The sequence below is a fragment of the Polaromonas sp. LjRoot131 genome (assembly GCF_964252805.1).
Classification (GTDB): Bacteria; Pseudomonadota; Gammaproteobacteria; order Burkholderiales; family Burkholderiaceae_C; genus Polaromonas.
On sequence record NZ_CAXUPF020000006.1, the window covers coordinates 91,867 to 113,487 of the forward strand.

Consider the following 21,621-nt stretch of genomic DNA (forward strand, 5'->3'; position numbering starts at 1 on the left):
ACCTCCATGAAAGACATCCAGCGCCACCATACGAACGCACGCATCAGCAAGATCGTGTGTCACGGCGGCCTCGTATACCTTTGCGGCCAGACGGCCAAGGGCAGCCCTAGCGCAACTGGCGACATCGCCACTCAGACGATGGAAGTGCTTTCCCGTATCGATACCTTGCTTGCTGAAGTAGGCAGCGATCGCACACGACTGCTGACGGTCACGATCTATCTGCGCAATATCGCCGACTTTGCAGGAATGAATGCTGTCTGGGAAGCATGGCTCGCAGGACAACAGGCCGGCGCACCAGCCCGGACCACAGTCGAAGCCGCACTGGCGACGGAAAGCCTGCGTGTGGAAATGACCGTGGTCGCCGTAGCCGGCTGACCACTATTCGATACGCAGGTCAACCAGTATCCGCAGCACAAAAGGAATCCCTCACCATGCGCAACCGTTGTTTGTCGTCGGCTTTCGCCAAGATCTTGATGGCTTTGACCCTGGGTGGCTTTGTGATGGGAGTCGGCCCGACACTCGCCGCAGAGATCGTAGTGGGCCAGGTCGGCCCGATGTCAGGGTCGGAGGCCGGCCAAGGCCGCGCATATGCTGCAGGCATGCAACTGCATTTCAACGCCCTGAACAAGGCCGGCGGCATCAATGGTCACAAGTTCACTCTTTTGCGAAAGGATGACGGCGGGAGGCCAGACGACACTGTCGCTTTGACCAAGCAGATGCTTGCGGAAGACAGGCCGCTGGTCTTGGCCGGATACTTTGGCGGCAAGAACGTTACAGACTTGGTGTCCACCGGAGTGTTGTCAAAAGAGAAGATTGCACTGGTGGGCTATCGTACGTCGGAGATTCAGCCGGACACTCCTTACCTATATAGCGTGCGGGCAGGCCTACGCGACGAGATCACCAAGCTCATTGAGCATTTGGCCACCGTCGGCATTACTCGCCTCGGGCTTTTCCATGAGGCCGGTCCGGGTTCGACAGCGCTAATCGCCGCTGCCGAGAGTGCGGCTAAGAAAGCCAAAGCAAATATCGAAGGACGAGCCTCCTACGTCGCTAACACGGTAAGCGTCACTGATGCCGTGGACACCTTCATGAACATGCAGCCGCAAGCCATCATCATGATTTCCAGCGGGGCTGCTGCGGCCGGCTTCATAGAAAAGTACCGTATCGCTGGCGGCGCGGCTCAACTGCTCGCGCATTCCGGCGCCGACATCGAGCAGCTCTCAAAACGGCTATCGTCAGAACAGATGCAAGGCGTGGCTATCGCCCAGGTTACGCCAAGTCCATACAAGGTCTCTAGCCAGTTGGTGAAGGAATTTGCTGACACCGTTGCCAAGACCCCCAATCTGGACGTGCCCGTGAGTTACGCCATGATGGAGGGCTACATCGCTGCTCGCGTCATTACCGAGGCGATACGCCGCCAAGGAAGTAAACCAAGCCGCGAGGGGACCGTTCTAGCTTTAGACGGTATGAGCAGTTTTGATGTCGGAGGTTACTTAATCAGCTTTAAACCTGGACAGCACTCTGGCTCCAACTTCGTTGAGTTGTCCATCGTCAGTATTGCTGGGCGGATCCGCCAATAGGCACTAAAAGGGTATCTTCAAAATAGAGGGGGCCAAAGTCTGTCGGTCCTCCTCTGGGGACTTTCACTGCGCTAACTGGATCAGATTTCGACGGAATTCAGCACGCACATAATCCAGATCCTATATCTCCTATTTGATCTCTAGATTGAGAGTGTCCAACCATTCTTGCGATATCCCAGCGCGAAGGGATCTCATTAATTTCCAGGCATCGAACACGGGACCAGCGCGTAACACATCTAAAGTGACTTCGTACTGGGAGAGCTGATCAACATACAGGTGCAGTTGGCGGGCCTTACGCACAGTCCGAGATAGTACCTCGGTATTGGGCAAGATGACGCGCTCCAGCCGCGGCATCGTGGCGCTCATGGACAGACCTGCAGGATCAAAATCGAAGTACGTCCACACAGGTTCTTGCCGCGCGGCCACCACGCGTAGCGCGTCATCAATCTTGTACAGCGGATCACCCCGATAGACGGCCATTACATTGAGCCCCTGGTAGTCGATCCATTGCGTACGTGCTAGCCAGCGAAATGTCTCAAAATTCTCAACCACGAGAATACGGTCTGCCTTCACCCGTAGAGCCTGTTCGGTCGTGAGAACTGAGTAGCCGGTGGTGGCAATGGCCTCCACACCGTGGGTGCAAAGCCCGCTAGCCGTTTTCACGGCAATTGAATCTGCATGCGGACCGACCGTACCGACCTTCTCCGAGACTCCTGGCCGCTCTACTGCCTGCGCACGCGTGGATCCAGCAGGTAGGTCTAGTAGCGACAGTCCAGAATTGGATAGGAGTTGCGCCGCCTTGGCATGATCGGCAGGGGAATACTCGTAGCGCCGGCCCATACGAACCCCAATGCCCTGATCCGAGCTGAAGAATTCGGCCACCTGGCTGCCTGCGGACTGCGTGGGCCTTTCGGTGGCTAAGCGACGCAAAAACTGGATCTGGACGGTCGTGAATAACATGAAATCTCAGGTAGGGATCGAAACAACAATGTCATCAAAAAGATCGTTGTAGATGCCTTCGGCACGATCCATCAATTGCGGATCAACCTTATATCCCATTGTGGCCATCTGACTCGAGGCATAAAGCAGCCATTCCTCATCTCCCACATCCGCCAGACCGTGCGTACGCTTCCACTCTAGCAAAGACATGCCTCGATCCGGCTCACCGAGCATGACGTCAAGCAGATGTTCGATCAGGTCGTCAACCGGCTCCCGTTCGGCCACGACAATCTCCTGGACAACGGACATGACCTGCTGCGCGTCAGGTGCGGCCTGCTCCACGGGAGGCATCCGTGGGGCTGGTAACCTGGCCACTGCAGCCACCAAGCCGTCGTAAACGATTGGATCCGTGTCGCGTACATCCACATTCCAGGTATTAACCACCACTGTAGGGGTGATGAGCGCCACAGGCAGTGACTCGTCAACGTCAATATCGAAGCCACCCGTGAGCTGGTTCTGATTTAGCCAAAGAGCCACCTTGCCCAGGTTGCGCAATTTCTGCTCAAGCTTTCTGGCTTTAAACAGGCGTTTGCTGATTTCGTGCTGGATATCGTTCAGCCGGGTTGTCCAATGATGCAGACGGGAACGCAAACGCCCATTGACTAATGCTCGCACCCGCTGGAAACCACCGCTCAATGCCTCACCGTCTATCATTTCAACGGTGGAATCGAGCTGGCGAATTTCGTCCAGACAACTCTTAACCTCTTTGGCGTAGAACACGTTCTGTCGGATCTTGGCCGATAACGATTCAACATTTCCGTATTCGGTGGAAATGTGAGAGTTCAGCAACGTGAGATTGCGGTCCATCTCATAGCTGATATTTGTCACCGTATCATCCAGCGCCCATTCCAACTTCTCTGCGTCGGTGACGACACCTTCGCTGTGCATCAGCCGCAGATTCGTCCATTGGGTGCGAGCTTGGTAGATTTGGTCTCGCAGGCGGGTCAACGTTTGGAACGCGTTGTAGCTAACCAAATGATCGGAGATGAACTCGCGCAGCCGTGGATTGAGCCGGTATGCGCCCTCTTCATACGGCGTTAGTGCATGAATGGAGACCAAGGCCTCAATGGCCTTGTCACGCGCCCTGTAGCCTCCCCCGGAATGGATGGTACCGACCAAGCCTTCTGCAATGAGGTCACCATGGCTGGCAAGGGTGCTGAGAACCCGCTGAATCTGGCCGTTACGCTCAGACATCGCTCTTTCCATCCTCAAGTGCCGCCTTCAGAACCAGATCCTCCGTTTGCGCTTCATCTTCAGGCGCTGTGGAAATCACGGGTTCATGTTCTGAAATGAACTCCAAGACCGCATGGAGGTGATCGATTTTCCCGGTGACCCGATAGGTCTCGTTCTGCGGGTTGGACAGTACCAGGTACCCGGCATCCTTGAGATTCTCAAGCATGCGCTTGAGGAACTCCCGGTTGTTGTGTTTGATTGACGCTCCGGTGATCGTCCCATGCATGGAACGCAGATGAGACTCCAGGGTGGAGCTTTCATTGATGCTGCTTTCAATATCAGCAAGCTGAACATAGTCGCCCGGGCTACAAGAAAAACCTTCTTTGGCCTCCCGAATGAGATTGAGCATGCGCACCGATGGACCGTAGACATCCCGAAAATGCTTGAGGTCCTCGCGCACCTTAGCGGCATGCGGGGCCATGATTTGCATTGGAGCCGCGAAATAGGCACCGTCCTCGCCAAGTTGCGCCAAACGCCGGTCAATACCGGCGAGCCAAAGTTCCACCTCGGCGCGGACTTCCGGGGCTTTGAGCTGTTCGTACTCTTGTTCGAAGGCGATCGAACAAATGAATTTTCCCGCCAGAAGATCAGTCAGAAGCTGGGTATTCATGGGCAGTCCTTATGTCGCCGTGCGACGCTGAGGCAACGCATAGCGAGCGATTCGCCCACGGTCTGAGAACACGTAGCAACGCTCAAAATGCCTGAATTCCGCTATGGTCAGCTTAGGTGAAGCGGTTACGACGTCAATGCGGTTTTCACCCAGCATTTCCATCAGGGCTTTGAAGTTGCCTGGATCGAATTTCCCAACCTCATCGGTCACCCAAGGGATGTAGACCTCCTCGGTACCCCGAATCATGTTGAGCATGCCCGACAGCAGCGTGATCAGAATAATGGCATTAAGCCCCGTCGACGCGATGTGCTCCAGATCGCTTTCGCGTTTGAAATGTTTGACCACGTCGCTGACAGTCACACTTCCAGAGAGATTGATGTGGCGAGACAAATCGACTTCCAGTGCCGCGTTTTGACCAAGCACGCTCATGAAGTCGCGCAGTGCAGCGGCGGTCTTGGCATCAGGCATGTCTCTCTCGGGATCGAGGATCACGCGCGCTTTATTGTCTCGCGTGATCTCGTCGATGGCATCGAGTTTCTTCATGAATCCCAAAGTCCCGAAATCGGTCACCACGTTGATCTTGAACTCTTTCAAGCGCTTAAAGCCGGCAACGGAGTCCAACCCACCCTGCAGATTTTTGTTGTAACGGACCGATTCGGTTTCAAAGTCGGTTATCTTTTTGCGGAACTGGCGGATGTGCTCAAGAATCGCCGCGACCTCATTATTTAGATTGGGGACAATTTGTCGACCTAATGTGCGGTAGATAGTGCACAACTCGTCGGCTTGCCTGATGATGGACTGACCGTTGAACTCCAGCAGGCTTTGTTCGACGAGTTCCTTGACTGAACTGGGCTGACCGGTAAGGTCTTCCTTGATGCTGCGGTACTGCTGGCGCACCTGGTTTTCCGCTTTGTCCATCTCGTCGCTAAGTTCAGCAATGCGAGACCGCAAAGAGGCTGCTGATCGCCCCGGGTCTGACAGCGTGATGTTGTTGTTGCGTGAAGTTGGATGCTGCTCCAGTAACTTTCGAAGGGTTTCAACGTCTCGCTGCAGTTGGTCCACATCTTCCGAAAGGCCAGTGTGGTCACGATTGAATCGCTGCCGGGACTTGTCCATGCTGCCTTCATGCGCGGTGAGCGCATCGCTCGCCTTTGTCTGCGCGGCAATCTTACTCAATTCGTCTGCTTTCAGCGCTTCAAGAATGCCGTAACCACCTTCGGCTAACCATTTCCGCCAGAGATTAACTGTAGGTTCAAGAGCTTCGATTTTTTCAATTGATTCAGCCAGTGTTTTACGACTGTTTTTCAGTTCATTTAAGCGGGCAACATCGACGTTTTCATTTGCAAGATGCGTGTCTCTCTGAGACTCCAGTTCTTTTTTGCGTTTGATAGCGGCTTCGTTATTCTGGGTGCGCTGAGTTTCAATCAGCTCAATTGCAAGGGCGCACCGCTTCTGCGCCTGAACAAGTTGCGCAGCCGCTGCGGAAGTAATCGCTGTACGTTCGGCAAGTTGGCGCTTGGCAAGAGCAGCCAACTGAGCCGAGAAGCCCTTCTGCTCCGTTATCAAGACGGCGATCTGATTCTGTGCAGTCTGACGAGATTCTTGAATCTCGCGATCTCGGCGATCCTTGGAAAGCTTCACAGCATCTTGCATTGCGGAGGTTTTGCCTTGAAGCACAGAAAGTGCTGATTCGGCGATACCATGCGCTCTTTTTGCAGCGGTCAAAGCAGCGGAGATCTTCGAAAACTCGATATCGACGGCCGCCGCGGCCTGTGCAGTGCTCTTTTCCAGATCTTGCGCGGCAGACATTCGTTCGCGAAGCGCATCGTCATTGGCCCAAATGGGTAAATCAATCTTGTCAACGGCCAAATCCCAACCGTACAGTGTGTCGGCCGCATCTTTACCAAGTAGTTGAGGGGACAGGTCTGTACGCGCGAGCAATTCCGGATCCAGCACCCGCGCAAGCGTTGCCTTCCATGAGCCCGGGTCTACTGCACGCAAAGACGACAGAAAAGTTCCATTACCAGGGACCAATAGCGCAGAAGCCTGCTGACGCGCCGCTTCGGCAGCCTTTTTCTGCCGGTGAGCCTCAGTTCGACGTTCCTCCGTAGTGCGATAGCTTGTGTCAGCTTCAGTTACGGTACCGCCTGCCTCACGCGTAAGAGCTAATGCTTGTTGCAAGTTGCTCTGATGCGCCTCATTGTTGGACTCGGCCAAGCTCACCGCAGCAAGTGCACTCTGGCTGGCGCCGGCATGTGCGGCCAAGGTTTTGGCCTCACCAATGCGTTCGGAAATGGCGTTGACCGCATCATTAAGCTCCACCTGAGCTTGCGCTTGCGCCGCTTGGAGTTCGTCTAGCCGTTCGCTTTTTGCGCTTTCGATGTCCCCTCGCTCGATCTCGAGCTGTTGGTTGGGCCCACTCTTCAGCTCCTGCAGCCGGCCGTCTTCCCGAGCGGCAGCAAGATCTACTTCACTGATCTGACGGTCATAGACCTCTGAGATTCCTTCGTACTGCCCCTGAGCGGCCCGAACCTGTTCATCGATCTGCCCCAGTTGGACCCTCAGTCCCGGGATCTGGTCGAGCTGGGAGGCCCACTCCTCCACTTTCTTGAGATGAAGGCCGTCTCGACGCATCTCCTCGCCCTGCCGAAGCTGCTCGGCCGCTTTGGTTTCCTGTCTCGCTATCCGGCTAGCCCCTTGCAGATTACCCAGTACCTCCCCTTCAATGCCAACCTCTTCCTTCCGCGCTTCGATTAAGGAATCAAGGGTCGCTTTGCGAGCGGTATGTGTCTCCACACGAACATCCAGCAGTAGAGGGATCTGCTGCTTCTCGTCGCGGAGCTGGGCTTCCGCATTGGTAAACCCTTTGGTCGCCTCGCGCAACCTGGCAATACGGGGCTCCAGCTTGAACGCGGCATCACAGGCGTCCCTGTCATCGAGCCACCGCTCGATCTGCGAGCGACTCTGCCTCAAGGAGAACTTATTGCGCTCCAGACCCGCCCCTGCTGTGCCTCCAATTGCGTCCTGAATCATGGTCACGGACACATGGATGAAGTCTCGAAAATTCACGCGCTCCTTGACCACCGCCGAGATAAGGCGGTCCAAATGGGGCAAACCGCGACCGCGACTTCCGAAGGAGTAGTCACCACTCATGATCCGCAGTTCGCGGGCATCATGATTGGTGGCCTTGAGCCCCAGGATCACAGACCGATATTCGGCGGTGCTCAGCTTTCGGGTGGTTGCGACCGGCCTGGCACGTGCAGCGTCCACCAATTGCGCATCATCGGTGAAGACTTTGGAGCCACCAGGAGTGGCCGTTGTGAACAAGCCCTCATCAAATGGTCCGCGGATGAGGCGGTATTCGGCCGCGTCGGCGCTGGACGGCCGGCGAATCACCACGCACCGAACATCGTGCTCTTCATCATTTCCGCGCTGATATTCGAAAACGATCGCGCTTTGGGGGGTCGGCAGCACGAACCGGAGCATGGGTTCACGGCCCCCACCAGCCTCTGCGATTTGGCTCGGCAAAGTACCAAAGAAAAGAGGAATCAACTCGAGCGTAGTCGTCTTGCCGACCGAGTTTTCCCCTGTGACTGCCGCCCCATTGCGCGGGTCTATCTCATTGATCGCGCCCGAAGATAGCGATCCACTTGTTCTTGTATTGACCAGCAGCATGCGCCGCAGACGTGAAGACATTCAGCCCCTCCGTATTCTCTTAGACCTTGCAATCCGTAGAGCTTAGTATGAAACTGGCCCTTCTTGGGCGGCCTTAACGAACATCGTGTCCGACTGCGGCCTCAGCTTGTATTAAACAGAACCTCCTCGATCTGGACAACACTCGTCTCCCCCTCGCCCTGCCCAGGTCGCCCCGTCGCCAATTCTGTTTTCTCGGGAGCTAGATGAAATGGTCGAAGCCACTCATTGCATAGACCTCAAACGACTGTTCTTCTATCCAAAAATAGTCGTCAGCGTCAATGCCGGCGTCCAAGAACGGCCGTGGCTCCATGGCGTGAAGGGGTGTGATGTCGAACCTGTTCCCCATTTCGTCTTCAACCACCGAATGGGCAACGAACCGTATGAAGTCGCTGTTTGCTGCGGCGATGACCAGCCAGCCTAGTACTTGTCCGTGGTGTGGATTTCTTTCAATCCAGATGGCCACGTTATGGTGGCATTTGTTTTCTTCAGGCGCCCAATCGCCAATGTTGACCTGCCTGTAAGGCACCACAACGGCTTCATCAAGCTGCCCTGCAAGCAGGGCTCCGTATCTCTCGATGGCAGCATTCGGAGCAGGCATTCGGTCGAATACGGTAACCACCAGACTCATCCTTCAAGCTGAATTGCCATTGCGACTACCAATCCGGTTTGCCCTCAACGGCCGTATTCGACAACAAGTAGTGCGGTCAGCAGTGCTGGTAGGATCCGCCAATAGGCACTAAAAGGGCATCTTCAAAATAAAGAGAACCAAAGTCTGTCGGTCCTCCTCTGGGAACCTTCACTGCGCTAAGTGTGTTGAATTGCACTGAAGTCTGACCCGAGTTTTCCATCGAATCTTGACCCACACTCTTTGTGAGCAGAAGCTGCTCACGATGTGGATAAGTTCTTGGTTTTCTCCTTTTTGTGTGTGGATCTGCCTCAAAGTGCGCCGCTGTTTCCGCGATTTTGTTGCCTCGATTACCAGCCAGGTGGCCAGCTTCTCGGCGTAGGGATCGAGCTTGCTTGAGCTGACCCGTCTTGGGTACTTGGGCTCGCTCTCTTCCGATCGCAGGTGCTTCTTCACTGTGTTGCGAGCCAGGCCTGTACGCCTTGAGATCTCGCGGATGGACATCTGATCCCTCAATGCCCAACGTCTGATGACATTCAATGTCGCCACGTCTATCACTCCTGAATTCCCCTGCTTTTAAAACAAGCAGGGTAGTGCCTACGTGGGTCAGATTTGGATGGAAATTACTGCGCTAACTGGATCAGATTTCGACGGAATTCAACACGCAATCGTCCGATTTGGTCAAATCTATGTGATTCAGCCGCTCAAAGTTCAGCAAAAATGTGCTGCCGCCTGCTGGAACGCGGAAGGTGTCAGTTGCGAATGTTCTTGCATGGGCGAGCATCACGGATCCGGACAGCCTGGGGGTCGGTGGTACGAAGTTTCGGAGACATGCGCGGTAAGTTGGGGGGAGAGCAAGTATGCCTCGACGCTAATCCGATCACCCAAATAGCATGTCGTCAATATTTGCCTGCGCTGATATCAACTAGCGCCAAATCGACTGCCAGTGCGTGCTTGCTGACTATCCACAAGTGCGTGTTATCGTTACTTGGCCTCACGCGTGTAGGTTGGCTGAACCGCGGCGTCGCCGGCAACCCGCAGAGATTGCCGAACATCGAATCGCCGGCGCAAATGACCTATGCCGACGCATCACGTGCACCGAATGAGCACCTGCTACCCTTAGTATGAGATGGCCACAGGGCACGCACGTGACCGTTGGTCTAGACTGAGCTTCTTCTGTCGTGCGAGTTCGATCCACAGCATCGCTATCTCGTCGCGAGAGAGGGTATGCAATCGATGGTTGTAGAACACGTCGGTCAGATCTAATGGCAATGCAGCGCATCTGACTCCGGCCTCTACTGCGGCCGTCCAGTCCGAACGGCTGCCGCCAGCGAGTTGAGTCAGTTCCGACGCGAAGTCGCCGGCACGGCGGCCGCCCTTGTATTGCGCTCTTATCACCTTGATGGCAGCGTGAGTCCGCGCGAAGCGCGCCAGATGAGCTGCCATGATGCCGCGCATGCTCTCCAGGGCCTTGCTGCCGCGGTCACTGAATGTACCTAGTATCGGAACTTTGTTGTCATACAGACGAGTGGGGCAGAACCGAGCGGCGGCCTGTAGGCCGGCCTCTACGTTGTGACCGATTGTCTGCATCAAGACGTTCCAGGTGTTCATGTCCCAGTCTGCCTTCTGCTCGTGCCAACGGCAAACGTGGTCGTCTATTTCTTGCGTGCCGCCGTAGAACTCAGTGAGCAGCATAGCGTCGCTGTGGGAGAGATCCAGACATGCGGGAGCGCTCGGATAGAGCGAAGGCTTGAACGGTCGAAATGTCGTCCATGGATCCGGTGGCGGAGCATGGGAGGCTGACGCTGAAGAGAAATTCACTACCGCGCGGTCCAGCATATAGATTTGATGGGCGAGAACTCGCCCGAGCTCTTGCGAGAGCAAACCCAGTGGCCCCCGACCTGGCTCAAATGCATCGGAACTGACCCTTGGGAGAGCCGCGATATTTATTGTCCCTACGTGAATCGTCTGGGCAGAAACCGAGTCGGTATCGATGAGTGCTACAAAGAGGCCTACTGCAGTGTTGATTAGGGTCGCGGGGAGTGGAGTTGCCTCTTCCTCGTGTGCCTGCTTGATTTCCTTGAGGCGAGCGGTCGTGTATGTTTGTTCGTCACCGTCAATCTTGGAATGGTGCAGTTTGCAAAGGAGTATTAAATTATCGTACCCGTGGCGCTCCTCTGGATCTTGCTCGCTGCGGTAGCGGGCCGAGCCGTCCTTGGAGCCTTCAATGTGGCAGATGTCTCCGACCACCGTTGCATCCCTAACGATTTCGTCGGTACAACCAGGGTAGGCACACTGGTTCCGGCAGAACGTGAACAGGCGCTTAATCGTCGGGAGCCGTGGGGCCGCGAGTGGCTTTATTACTGTCATATCGGCCACCAGTTCAGGCTGCAGTTGGATCTCCGCCCCTGACACCGTCCTCGCCTGCATGTGGTTGGGTCAACACATGCTGCCATGGTGCCACTCTGATCGCCGGCTGCTTGTCGCGAGACTGTTCATCCCCACGCCGCTCGGCGTCAGGCTGCTTCCAGGTCATGTCGGCCACTAAGAAGTCCAACCACGCTGGCGTCAAGTCTAGGCCGTCGGCCTTGGTCAGTGGCGCGGGTTGCTGGTGATGATCCTTCAAGCTGGCCATGATGCGCTGGCGAACGGCTGCTGGGTCACTGAAGAACCCAGCAAACGCGTCCAGCGCTGGGCCACCCGACTCAGCCTTCAGAATATCGCCCGTCTTGGCATTGAAGAGTTTGGCTAGGGCCTCGTAAAAGAGCTCACTGGTGTGCAGTGCCTCGCAGGGAATCGGAAACGTTTCTGCATTCAGCAATCGCGTCAAGGTGTGGACGCCTTCGGCGGTGAGTTGATCCCGTAAGGCCGCCACGAGCCCCAGCGCGTTGTCTTCTTTGCACAAAACTTCCACGATGGGCAGATAGGCCACCATGGACACCGGCTCAGGCAACAACTGCGGACGTGGCTTGCCGCTGACCAGGTGAACTGGGTCCAGATCAACCACCACTAGGGCTTGATCCGCCTCAGATAGCGCTCCCTGGCATGACGGCTGCAGAATGCCGTGGTGCCAGCCGTGGTAGGGCGTAAGCAGACGCACAATGCCGGGATGTTCCTTCGGCTTCTGAACCGAGTCGCAGCCAATGAAGCAACTGCCGCCCACACTGAGCCCCTTGCTGACGGCATTGCAGAAGACGGTGGCCGTGCCTGAGGCTAGCACGCTGGCCTGGCCAGCATGCCAATAATCGTTGCTGCGGCTTGTGCAGGCGGGCACCAACAGCACTGACCGTCGCTCGCGATTGGCTTGGCTGATGGTCAACCACTCGCCAAGCGCCCGAATATCGTCGTCCACAAGTTTTGCAGCCCTAGTTGCATCCAAGCCAAACTGCCTGAACAACTTGGCTAAGTCTTGCAGCAGGGGTCGGCGGTTGGCGGGGCTGGTAAGCAAGAACAATTCGGAGCAAATCAGTTCCATGCAGTAATGCAGCTTTTGCGGGCCGTGGGTGAGGGCCTGCATCAGTGCTTTGAGCTGGTCCAGCGTCCATGTGCGACCCGATGTACCACGCAATTGCTCCAATACCTCTGCCTCTCGGTACAGGGGTGCCAGTTCTTTGCTGCCTGGGCGAAACAGTTCATGCGCCGCCACGGCGCGGTACTTTTTGTCACGCTGAAACTGCATAACGAGGGCATCGCTTTGCAAGCCAAAGGCTTCGGCTTCGGCCTTGGCCGGCTGCCACAAAAGAGTCAATTTTTCTTTCAGATGCTCCGGGTGGTCGCTCGCCGCCTCGAACTGACGGAAGGTGCCCGCCAACACAGCCAAGCCTGGATGGTGAATCAACTCACCCTTCAACCACTCCACAGTGTCTGGCCGAACCGAAACTTCGGGGAGTACCAAGAGTTGCACCTTTAATTCACGGCATGCGCGCAAGGCCTGGCTCAGCAAGACGCGGCGCCGATGCTCCGGCCATGAGATGACCCTCAAGTCATCCTGCCAATTGAACTCCGAACCGCGCTTGGCAGCCTTGTGAACAGCCTTGAAGTCCGCGGCCAGAAAAGTTTGTAGCTCCTTTTTCTGTGTTGACGCCAAGGGAAGGCCGCATAGCCCAACCTCCGCTAGTGGGTGGCTGTAGCTGTCATCCACCCGCCACTGGAACAGCGCGACGCGGAGTTGCCCATGGGCATTTAAATCCTCGTCCTCTCTGGTTCTGCCAACGCCGAAGCGCTTGCTCCATGAGTTTGTTTGCCACTCTTTTAATCGATCAAGCAGCATTGCGCCAGAAACAGCATGGGGCGTTGGTGCAGAGGATGCGGAACGCTCCGCAGCTTGGGGACGCTGCTCGGGCTCATCTGCTTCGCCATGAAAAGAGAACGTGGCCGGTGCCTCGCCTGCTTCAGCAGCGATGGTCCGCTGAACAGGTGTATCGCCGGACACACCGTGTGATCGTGGCGTGACCTCTGGCATCGCGGGCGTCAGATTCTCAAAGCTGAACCACCGGCCGAGTTTGTGATCTAGCGTGTGCACCGCGAGCAGGTCATCGTCCATGCCGCTGCTGCGTGTCTCCGACCACAACGTCAGCTTGCGCCGGCCAAAGTGGCGCTGCGGCAAGGTATTGGCAAACAAGCTGGTGAATTGTGGCGTGCTCATTTGCCAGCTCGCGCCACTGGCGTCAGTGAACTCGTCGGTGTGCGGATGGCGGCCAAACTTCTGCGCTTGCACATTCACCACACGAATGCCGCGTAAGGCGTCAAGCGCGCACAGCGCCTTGGGCAAAGCGTTCATTACATCGTCGCAGCGCTGCAGCGAGACAGTTGGCAAGGCATCAAAGGGCCAGATCGCATCCTCTTCCTCGACACTGGCCTCTCCCTGGAGCCCATCAGCGGAAGCTGTCTGCCACTGTGCCAGAGTCTGGTAAATCTGGGTCAGGCTTGGCAGATCAAAAGCTTGCGGTAAGTCTGTATCCAGCAAGCCGATCATGGCTAGCATCCACTGCCATGGGCTGGCCTTGCACAGCGCTGGCCAATTTCCATCCAACAATCGTTTGCGCATCGCGCTGTAGTCACCCTGCGGGTCCAGGCGCTCCATGTCTGCCATCGCCCAATGGGGCGGTAGGTTCAAATGTTCGGGCATGCGAGCAGCGCCCGACGCTTGCGCATAACCCCAAAGCGCTGCCACGCTGCCCCGTAGCCCAGTGCCTATGGCGGCCAGCGTAAGCGCCAAGCGCAAGGGTGCAACATTGATCTCGGGAACCGCACCCGTGTTGTTGTAAAGCGCCTTATACAGAGCCAGCAGCAAGCCCAGGTCTGGGCGCAAAGTAGCGAGCTGCCCGGAAGGACGCTGCAGTGGCAGGCCTTGTAGAACCCACAGGGGCAGTCTGCTTAACGCCTCGGGAAACACCCGGTGCAAAACATGCCGCATGTCATCACCGCTGCCAAGTTCGAGGCGCAGGACCATGGCGCGGCTTTCGGCCTCTACCGCAAGTAGGTGTCGTACCTGGGCGTCCAAGCCTAGATGCGCCGGAAACTTTTCCAGCGAAGCCAGAGCCCGTGTCACCGTGCGCGGCAGGCCGGCCTCCGTCCTGCTTGTCGAGTCAATCTGGGCCGAAGATAAGTAGCTTCCCTGCAGTTTGCGCAGTTGCTGGCGCAGTACATAGGCCTCAAGTTCTTGCATGGCTTGGGCCTCTGTGGCTTCTGCGCTACCTACTTCGCTGTCCGTTGTCTGGAGCTCATCAAGCTGCTCGTCACGCTCGCCGGTCTCGCCGGCCATGTCGGTAGCCACACCCAGCACGTCCGCCACTGCCCAGCCCACACGCCACAGTTCGGCCCCCGCAAAGGGTACCGTCACCGATTGCACACGGTGGTCCAGATCGTGGTACCAGGCGTTGACGCCCAGTTGGTCGCGTTCGACGCAATCAGCCAGAAGGTAAAGCGTTGTTTCGTTGCCTTGGACTTGCTGGAACAACTGAGGCCGGAAGGGCACGTAGGCCAGTCTGTGATCGCCACCCACCGCCATTTTGTGCATGGCCAAGAGGGCGTAGTAGAGGCGCGCCGCCCGATGCGTGATGGGCAATTTAGCATGTTGCGTACCGACTACAGCGAGAGCTAGTTCAGTCCACGGTTTCAACTCCGCGCTCTTCGTCACAACAAGCCGTTGAGCTGCCGACTCCTCTTCAACAAAGTTAACACTTGTTTCGTCGGCTGGGCAAGGCGGCTGGGCACACATGACCACCTGGGCAAGTCGTTGCTCAGTTCCAAGTGCGGGTGGCGAAGAATCTGATACTCGCAACGAGTATCGATAGAGCAAGCGCCCGTCAGCGCTGGGCTGAGCATCAATAGCATAAAGCGACGCGGCAATCTCGCTGACCGTCGGAAGATGAGGTATTAGTTGCTTCTCAGTGCCAAACTGAGAAAGCAAACGTGGAAATCTGTGCGCCAGGGTTGGAAGCGCATTTTTCGTTGGCGAACTGTTGAGGACGAAGTCAATCGCTAAGTCCACGGAGGGAGTGGTGCCGCCCAGCGATGCCATACTGTCATCGTTTTCGGGCGGGGCCAGTTGGTCAATTACCTCATACGCGCGGTCCAATCCGTCATCGCTCGACCTCTGCGGTCGCCGACCCCAAAGTGCGTTCAAGGGATGATCGGCGGTGTTTTGACGTTGTGCGGTGTCTTGGTGAGCCAAACTCTGACCGGCTAGGCAGAGCCACTCAAGGGCTGTCAACGGGCGGCCTTGCTGCGGGGGCAGAGCCAACGTGGCGCTTGGTTTGCCCAGCAGGCGTTGGGCCTTGCGTACAACCAGCCAAACGCGCCGCTGCACATGATCGAGGTTAGTCACCGGCTTCACTTCGTCTCTGAACGCTGGCTCGCACACTAAGCGGGCCAGGTTTAGGCGCAGCTTGCGATCTTCCTCAAGCTCGCTCAAAAATTTACCGCTCTCCTGCCACGGGTGGTTATCGAGCAACTTGTCCAGGCCCTCAACGGCAAACAGCCAGTGGTAGCCACGCTGCGCAAACGCACCGGCCCAGGGATGCTCACCGCAGACCCCATCCCACAACTCCCAGAACCGCGCCCACAAGCTCTCTGGCATCTCCACGATACTGGCGGTGGCCGCCACCTGCCACCACAACCAGCGTGCACACAGGCCCAAGTCCCCCGCGCGCAGATCAGGCGCACCCAAGACAGCCTTGACCTGCCCCGCGATTTCTCTGGGCTCATTCATCATCGCCACACGCCGCAGCATCTGCAAGGCGCACTGGCGATCCACCTCAGGCAGTTCGCCGCCTAAGCTGTAGTCGGTCTCGCCATCGCCCACGAGGGGGGCATCCCAAGCCGGCACAGACGGCGCTAGGCCACGTCCGTCATTGAGCTGGCGCATCACTTGTTGGGGCGAGCCGGAACGCACACGCTCGCCTTTGTGAATCAAGTCAATGGAACGCTCGGCAGCCTTGGCTTGCAGCAATTCGCGTAGTTGCCTGAGCAAATCTTCGCTGTCTGCAAACAAAACGATGTCGTCCACATAGCGCGCATAGCCGGCTCGCGGTCGCAAAGTGGCATCCATACCTTTATCGGCTGTGCGATGGATGAAGCCGCGCGCCGCTTCGTCCACAGGAAACAAGGCAATGGTGCCGAGATAGGCCGACAGCACAGGCCCCTGCGGGATGCCCACGAACTCACTGCTGCGCTGAGTCTTGCCTTCCGCATCAGGATCACGGTACTCGTGGTGAAAGATCAGCCCAACCAGCAGGCGCTCCAGTTTGGCCTCCAATGAGGTGTCCCAAAGAGTTGCGCTAGCTTCTGGCAAGCCGAAGATGCGCCCAAAACCCTCTGGTACGCCATGCGTAGCCAATGCTTGGTTTAGTGGTGTCAACAGCGCATCCCGCACGACAAAGCGCTGGATCGAGTCGTAGTAACGCTTGGCATCCAACCGCAGCACATGAACGCGAGGCCCTATGGCGTGGCACTGCTTAGCTAGGCTGCCCATGAACTCTCGCCAGCACTGCCCAAATGGGCGAAACATGCCTTGGTCAGACGGGGTCTGGTCACCCTCCAGGACGTCCATGTCTATCTGGTAACCAAAGCTCAGCGTTTTGGGCAGATCCAATTCTTCGTCGAGTTCATTGAGCGGCGAACTCAAACCCGTGACCAGAACTTCTCTGCGGGAGGCATACCAGCGCACCGCAGGTATGCAGTCTGAAAAGGCCCGGCCGGCAGCAGTTGGCCGGTCATGACGCTGACTGAGCAGTTCGTCGAGCACAATCTGCTGCACAAGCAGGTCGGCAGGGTGGGGCATCACTTTGCGACGCGGGTCGTCCAGAATCTTCGGATCGGCCGTCAGCTTACGCGGCAGGTTCACCGCGTCAAAGGGTGCTGCCTGCTTCCAGAAGGGATCACCAGTCATCATGGCCTGCAGACGATCCAAGGCGATCTGGTCAAACAGCCGTGCATTGCCGCCCATAATCTGCCAGACCTCTTCATCGCAGGGCAACTCACCACGGCGCGCGCCGTGGTAAGCCAGGCTGCGAGCCAGCGCCACACGCGGAAGTTTTTCTTCAAGGTACAGGCCTCGTGTTGGCAACGCGCGATGGCTGGTTTGGGCCACTGCCAACTCGGCGTGTAATTGCTGCGCCCATTCCCAAGCGCATGCCTCTAAACGCGCCGCAGCAACCTCGGCTGGGCGGGGCCCGTACAAGCGCCGGAGCGCCATGCCGACTCGAAACAAGGCGCGTTCGCGCACGGTAGGCACCAAATGACTAAATCGCTCGGGCTGCAGAACTGAAGCATCCTGCCCGCCCAGCGCCTGCGCCAACAGTACAGCCTCAGCCGGCAAGTCGAAGGGCTGCAGCCAAGTTGTAGCTTGCTCTGCCGTGCGTAACCCGCGCAAACTGGTGTCTGGGTCTTTGCCCAAAGCAGGTTTGCTACGCCATGGCATGCCTACCCAGCGCAGGTTCACGCCGCGCAGATCCAGCAGGCGGCGTACCAGCCGGTCCGTGCCCCCAAAACCGGCCGGATCATTGTCAAGAAACAGGATGTACGCCAACTCAGCACTGGAGTTCGACTCTTCTGCGAGCTTCTTCAGTCGCTCCATAGGCTCTTTGCCCAAACTGGTGCCCATTAGAGCCACGACAGGCAGTCCAAGGGATTTCAGGCGCAAGGCGTCCAGAAAGCCTTCCACGAGATATAGCTTGGCCGGCAAGTGAGCTTTTAGTGCTTGCTTCACCGCACCGAAGGCCGCGGGTTCATTGAACAGGGCCTTGGCCTTTTCAAAACCCGAGGTAAGTAAGTATTTGGCCACGCCCTCGGGGGGCATGCTCTGCAATGCTCGGCCTGCAAAGCCAAGTAACTCGGACTGTTTCGCAGTGCCACCCCGAATAGGAATGATCATTCGGCCGTCATGAAAGCAGTCTTGAAACTGGTCATGCAGGTTCAGCTTGCCCTGCACCGGCTCAGAGCGTTGATGCAAACGCTTGATTAAGCCCAGAGTCTGCAGGCCATCGGTCAGTTCGGCACGCTCACCCACGCTTTTGTACTGAAGCGTATCCACTAAAACACCGCGCGTGATGCAGCGCAGACCTTCCTCATAAAGGAAGTTTCGGTCAAATTCGCGCTCGGCACACCAGGCCTTGAATCGACTGTCGTCGTGCTGCTCGTCGTAGACGCGCAGGGCAAACTTTAGCGCCGTTTCACTGGTGGCGGCATTGGCGGCGCGGCGCTTAGACTGCCGACTCGGAGCCTTGATTCCGAACTGCTGACCTAGCCACTGCACCGCCGGCAAGAACTCCAAACCCAAGACCTTCTTGACCAGGTCAACAGCGTTACCATGCGCTCCGCATGCAAAGCAGTGGTAGTGAGCGGTGTTAGCGCCATCGGCCGAATACAGGTTCAACGACGGTCGGGTGTCTTGGTGAAACGGACACAAAGCCTGGGTGATAGCGCCGCGCCGCTCGGTCGCCATGCCCAGACGTTGCACCACATCTTCCAGCGGAATTTTCGCGAGCAAATCGCCAACGTCGTAACGACCTTCCATTGTCCCCTCCCTAAATCACTAGATTTCGTTAGGGACAGATTATCAGACGCGTACCTGGAGAATCCGCCCACGGCGCCGATGGAGACTTATGTGCGCCATCAGATTGCCTGCGGCAGCCAAGCGACTGACCTGTGCAGGCTACATATCAGCATAACTCGTTCTGCGCGACGATAGAGGTCCTTCCCCCTTCGGCGCTGGGTAGGCGGCGCGAAAAGATCCGGGTCCACTACGGAAAAGAATATGGGCGCCGAAGCGCCCATATGAGTTTGATATGTTAGTCGCGCCCTACTAACCTGAAAGCTTTTGCTTTTCGACGACTTACAGGGACTTCTGGCGGACAGGGTGGAATGCGCAGTGATCTACTGCTAATTGGACCTAAGGCTATCAAGATAATCTGCCCACTTTTGCATCATCAATACTCTATGCGTCAGGTACTGAGTACGGTTGTACGCCCTACCGTTCGCATCTTTTACTGCATGAGCTAATTGCGCTTCAATGATCAAGGGATCGCAATCTAGACGCTCAGCTAACATTGTTCTCGCCGTTGCTCGGAATCCATGCCAAGTCTGCAACTCTGAGGAGTATCCAAGCGAAATGAGAGCTGTACGAACGGAGTTCTCAGAAATAGGCCGTTCGTGATTTCGCTCACCAGGGAACACGAGTTTGCCGTGCCCCGTAAATGGATGCAGGCCCCGCAAAACCTCAACGGCCTGCCTTGCGAGTGGTACTAGGTGAGGCTCGCCGTTTTCCTTGCCATCGACCCCACGTTTCATCCTAGCAGCGGGAACTGTCCACAAACCGCCCTCCAGATCGATTTCTGACCAGGCAGCACCCCTAAGCTCACCCGGGCGCTGAAAAACCAATGGAGCCAACTCCAAAGCTGCCTTCACGATCACACCGCCACGGTAGCCCTTTATCGCCCGAAGCAACACCCCAAATTCCTCGGGATCGGTGATTGCGGCGAAATGCTTGCCTCGATAGGGAGTTAGGGCACCCTTGAGACTAGAGGTGATGTCCTGCAAGACCCGGCCGGTTGCCACAGCGTATTGCCAGACCTGCCGGCACAGCATCAACTCTCGATCGGCAGTCTCCACCGCACCACGCGCCTCTACTTTGCGCAAGGTAGCCAGCAACTCAATAGGCTCGATCTCCTGCATGCGCCGATCACCTAGCCAAGGAAACAGATCACGCTCAAATTGGCGCAATGACCTATCCGCGTGAGCCGGGCTCCACTGCGGCAGCTGCTTGGCGTACCACTCCAGAGCCACTGCGCGGAACGTGTCACCCGTCGGATTCGTTGCCCGCAGCTTGGCAATTTTTCTGACCTCTACTGGATTCTGGCCACTAGCCTTTTGAAGCCTAGCGGTGTCCCGCGCCTTACGGGCCTCAGCCAAGCTAATTGCCGGATAACTGCCGAGCGCGAGGCGCCCTTCTTTGCCGTTAGCGTACGTCTTCCAGAACCAGCGCTTGGAACCAGCAGGACTGACTTCTAGGTACAAACCGTTGGCGTCGGTAAACCGCGCACGCTTCTTTTCAGGCGGGCACAAAGCGTTCTTGCAGTGCTTGTCGGTCAGCATCGGGATTCGGCGTAAAACGGGGTACTTTTCAGAGGGAAACCGGGGAACAATTTTGAATTATGCAGTACTTTTCGATTTTGTTCCCCGGTTTGTTCCCCGGTTTTGCGTTGGCTACCCTTGAATTTCGTTAAATCGTGTTGGACGCAAAAATAGCGATTTACCAATGAAAAAGGCCGTTTACTGAGCTTCAGTAAACGGCCTTGGACGTTATAGTGGTGGAGCTGGGGGGATTTGAACCCCCGTCCGCAAGCCTTGTTCGGGCAGATCTACATGTTTAGCGGTCTGATTTGAGTCTCGCCACCTGTGTCGCGCAGTCGCACGCTACACAGGACGCCAGCACCCTATTTTCTTGCCCCGGGTTAAGGTACCCAGCCCGGAGCCAGCCGATGAAATTATCTTTACAGCCGGGAGCGTTTAACTTGCGCTAAACACCCCTTGCCCAGCCCATCGGCCTGCTGTTGTAAAGCTCACTGGCAATTAAGCAGCGAGTGCGAAACGTTCGTCGTTTGCAGTTAGTTTGTTTGAATCTGTTTTACGAGCACACTCAGCTCGACATGCACCACACCGCGTCCGAACCCACGTCGAAACCAATGCAGCCCCAGGAAGCCTAGTTTACGCCATTCGCAGCAAATTCAAGAGCGCACCGGGTACGGCGATGGTCGCATCGGCTTTCCAGCCCCCGGTATCGGCCATTTTTCCGAGATAGCCGTAAGCAGCCGCCACCGTGGGCATGCCGGCAGCCCGGCCGGCCACGATGTCGCGCTCGTCGTCACCGACGTAGATGCAGCGTTCGGGAGCGACGTCAAGCTGGCGGGCCGCCTCCAGCAAGGGCGCCGGATGCGGCTTGGCATGCGGCGTGGTGTCGCCGCTGACGATGGTCCGGGCCGTGTCGAACAGCGGCATGGCTTTGGTCAGCGGGACGGTAAAGCGGGCTGATTTATTGGTCACCACGCCCCATTGGAAGCCGGCCCGGCCGATGTCGGTGATCAATTCGGCCACGCCGTCGAACACCGTGGTGTGCTCGGTCATGCGGGATTCGTAATTGCGGAAAAACTCTTCCCTGAGATCGGCAAAGCGGGCGTCGTCCGGCGTCAGGCCGAAAGCCACGCCAATCATGCCGCGCGCGCCCGCGCCCGCCATGGGCCGGTAAAGCGCCAGGGGAAGCGATTCGAGTCCCCTGTCGGTGCGCATTTTGTCGGCTGCGGCGCCCAGGTCTGGCGCGCTGTCTATCAGGGTGCCGTCCAGGTCGAACAGCACAGCAGCGATGTCTTTAAACATGTCGG

11 protein-coding genes, 1 other RNA gene and 1 pseudogene are annotated in these 21,621 nt (G+C 57.0%); 2 read left to right on the forward strand and 11 right to left on the reverse strand.

Translation table 11 applies throughout. The annotated features are described in order from the left end of the window. Positions 1-6: 6 nt before the first annotated feature. On the forward strand, positions 7-375 hold the full coding sequence (locus tag ACSQ27_RS22515; protein WP_436157724.1) for a RidA family protein: 369 nt from the start codon (positions 7-9) through the stop codon (positions 373-375). 56 nt (positions 376-431) lie between these two features. After that, complete coding sequence (locus ACSQ27_RS22520) at positions 432-1,580, forward strand: ABC transporter substrate-binding protein (RefSeq protein ID WP_436157725.1); 1,149 nt, start codon at positions 432-434, stop codon at positions 1,578-1,580. Positions 1,581-1,709: 129 nt separating this feature from the next. On the opposite strand, the gene ACSQ27_RS22525 is transcribed toward ACSQ27_RS22520, so the two are convergent. From ACSQ27_RS22525 to gph, 11 genes and pseudogenes are all read right to left on the reverse strand, one after another. After that, positions 1,710-2,540: a DUF7281 domain-containing protein gene (locus ACSQ27_RS22525; protein WP_436157726.1), complete on the reverse strand. Its 831-nt coding sequence runs from the start codon at positions 2,538-2,540 to the stop codon at positions 1,710-1,712. A 6-nt stretch (positions 2,541-2,546) separates the two neighbouring features. Then, positions 2,547-3,773: a hypothetical protein gene (locus tag ACSQ27_RS22530; RefSeq protein WP_436157727.1), complete on the reverse strand. Its 1,227-nt coding sequence runs from the start codon at positions 3,771-3,773 to the stop codon at positions 2,547-2,549. Beyond that, positions 3,766-4,422, reverse strand: a complete 657-nt coding sequence (locus tag ACSQ27_RS22535; RefSeq protein ID WP_436157728.1) for a hypothetical protein — start codon at positions 4,420-4,422, stop codon at positions 3,766-3,768. Before ACSQ27_RS22535 ends, ACSQ27_RS22530 begins: the two co-directional genes overlap by 8 nt. 9 nt (positions 4,423-4,431) lie before the next feature. Continuing rightward, positions 4,432-8,118, reverse strand: coding sequence for an ATP-binding protein (locus ACSQ27_RS22540; RefSeq protein ID WP_436157729.1), 3,687 nt, complete (start codon positions 8,116-8,118; stop codon positions 4,432-4,434). 199 nt (positions 8,119-8,317) lie between these two features. After that, positions 8,318-8,737: a hypothetical protein gene (locus ACSQ27_RS22545; RefSeq protein ID WP_436157730.1), complete on the reverse strand. Its 420-nt coding sequence runs from the start codon at positions 8,735-8,737 to the stop codon at positions 8,318-8,320. Positions 8,738-9,043: 306 nt separating this feature from the next. Beyond that, a pseudogene (locus ACSQ27_RS22550) lies at positions 9,044-9,301 on the reverse strand (IS21 family transposase); the annotation flags it as partial. 561 nt (positions 9,302-9,862) lie between these two features. After that, on the reverse strand, positions 9,863-10,993 hold the full coding sequence (locus ACSQ27_RS22555) for a hypothetical protein (RefSeq protein ID WP_436157731.1): 1,131 nt from the start codon (positions 10,991-10,993) through the stop codon (positions 9,863-9,865). Between the two features lie 133 nt (positions 10,994-11,126). Beyond that, on the reverse strand, positions 11,127-18,761 hold the full coding sequence (locus tag ACSQ27_RS22560; protein WP_436157732.1) for a CHC2 zinc finger domain-containing protein: 7,635 nt from the start codon (positions 18,759-18,761) through the stop codon (positions 11,127-11,129). A 365-nt stretch (positions 18,762-19,126) separates the two neighbouring features. Next, positions 19,127-20,338 carry a tyrosine-type recombinase/integrase gene (locus ACSQ27_RS22565; protein ID WP_436157733.1) on the reverse strand — a complete coding sequence of 404 codons (1,212 nt, stop codon included), beginning with the start codon at positions 20,336-20,338 and terminating at the stop codon, positions 19,127-19,129. 213 nt (positions 20,339-20,551) lie between these two features. Continuing rightward, positions 20,552-20,938, reverse strand: a transfer-messenger RNA (tmRNA) gene (gene ssrA / locus ACSQ27_RS22570). A gap of 12 nt (positions 20,939-20,950) precedes the next feature. Further along, positions 20,951-21,616 carry a phosphoglycolate phosphatase gene (gene gph / locus ACSQ27_RS22575; RefSeq protein WP_436157734.1) on the reverse strand — a complete coding sequence of 222 codons (666 nt, stop codon included), beginning with the start codon at positions 21,614-21,616 and terminating at the stop codon, positions 20,951-20,953. Between the last annotated feature and the right edge of the window lie 5 nt (positions 21,617-21,621).

What these genes read in the sequence shown, in the direction of transcription:
- ACSQ27_RS22520 (WP_436157725.1), top strand. Translation starts at nt 432, where the DNA reads ATGCGCAACCGTTGTTTGTCGTCGGCTTTCGCCAAGATCTTGATGGCT.
- ACSQ27_RS22525 (WP_436157726.1), bottom strand. Translation starts at nt 2,540, where the DNA reads ATGTTATTCACGACCGTCCAGATCCAGTTTTTGCGTCGCTTAGCCACC.
- ACSQ27_RS22530 (WP_436157727.1), bottom strand. Translation starts at nt 3,773, where the DNA reads ATGTCTGAGCGTAACGGCCAGATTCAGCGGGTTCTCAGCACCCTTGCC.
- ACSQ27_RS22560 (WP_436157732.1), bottom strand. Translation starts at nt 18,761, where the DNA reads ATGGAAGGTCGTTACGACGTTGGCGATTTGCTCGCGAAAATTCCGCTG.
- ACSQ27_RS22540 (WP_436157729.1), bottom strand. Translation starts at nt 8,118, where the DNA reads ATGTCTTCACGTCTGCGGCGCATGCTGCTGGTCAATACAAGAACAAGT.
- ACSQ27_RS22565 (WP_436157733.1), bottom strand. Translation starts at nt 20,338, where the DNA reads ATGCTGACCGACAAGCACTGCAAGAACGCTTTGTGCCCGCCTGAAAAG.
- gph (WP_436157734.1), bottom strand. Translation starts at nt 21,616, where the DNA reads ATGTTTAAAGACATCGCTGCTGTGCTGTTCGACCTGGACGGCACCCTG.
- ACSQ27_RS22515 (WP_436157724.1), top strand. Translation starts at nt 7, where the DNA reads ATGAAAGACATCCAGCGCCACCATACGAACGCACGCATCAGCAAGATC.
- ACSQ27_RS22535 (WP_436157728.1), bottom strand. Translation starts at nt 4,422, where the DNA reads ATGAATACCCAGCTTCTGACTGATCTTCTGGCGGGAAAATTCATTTGT.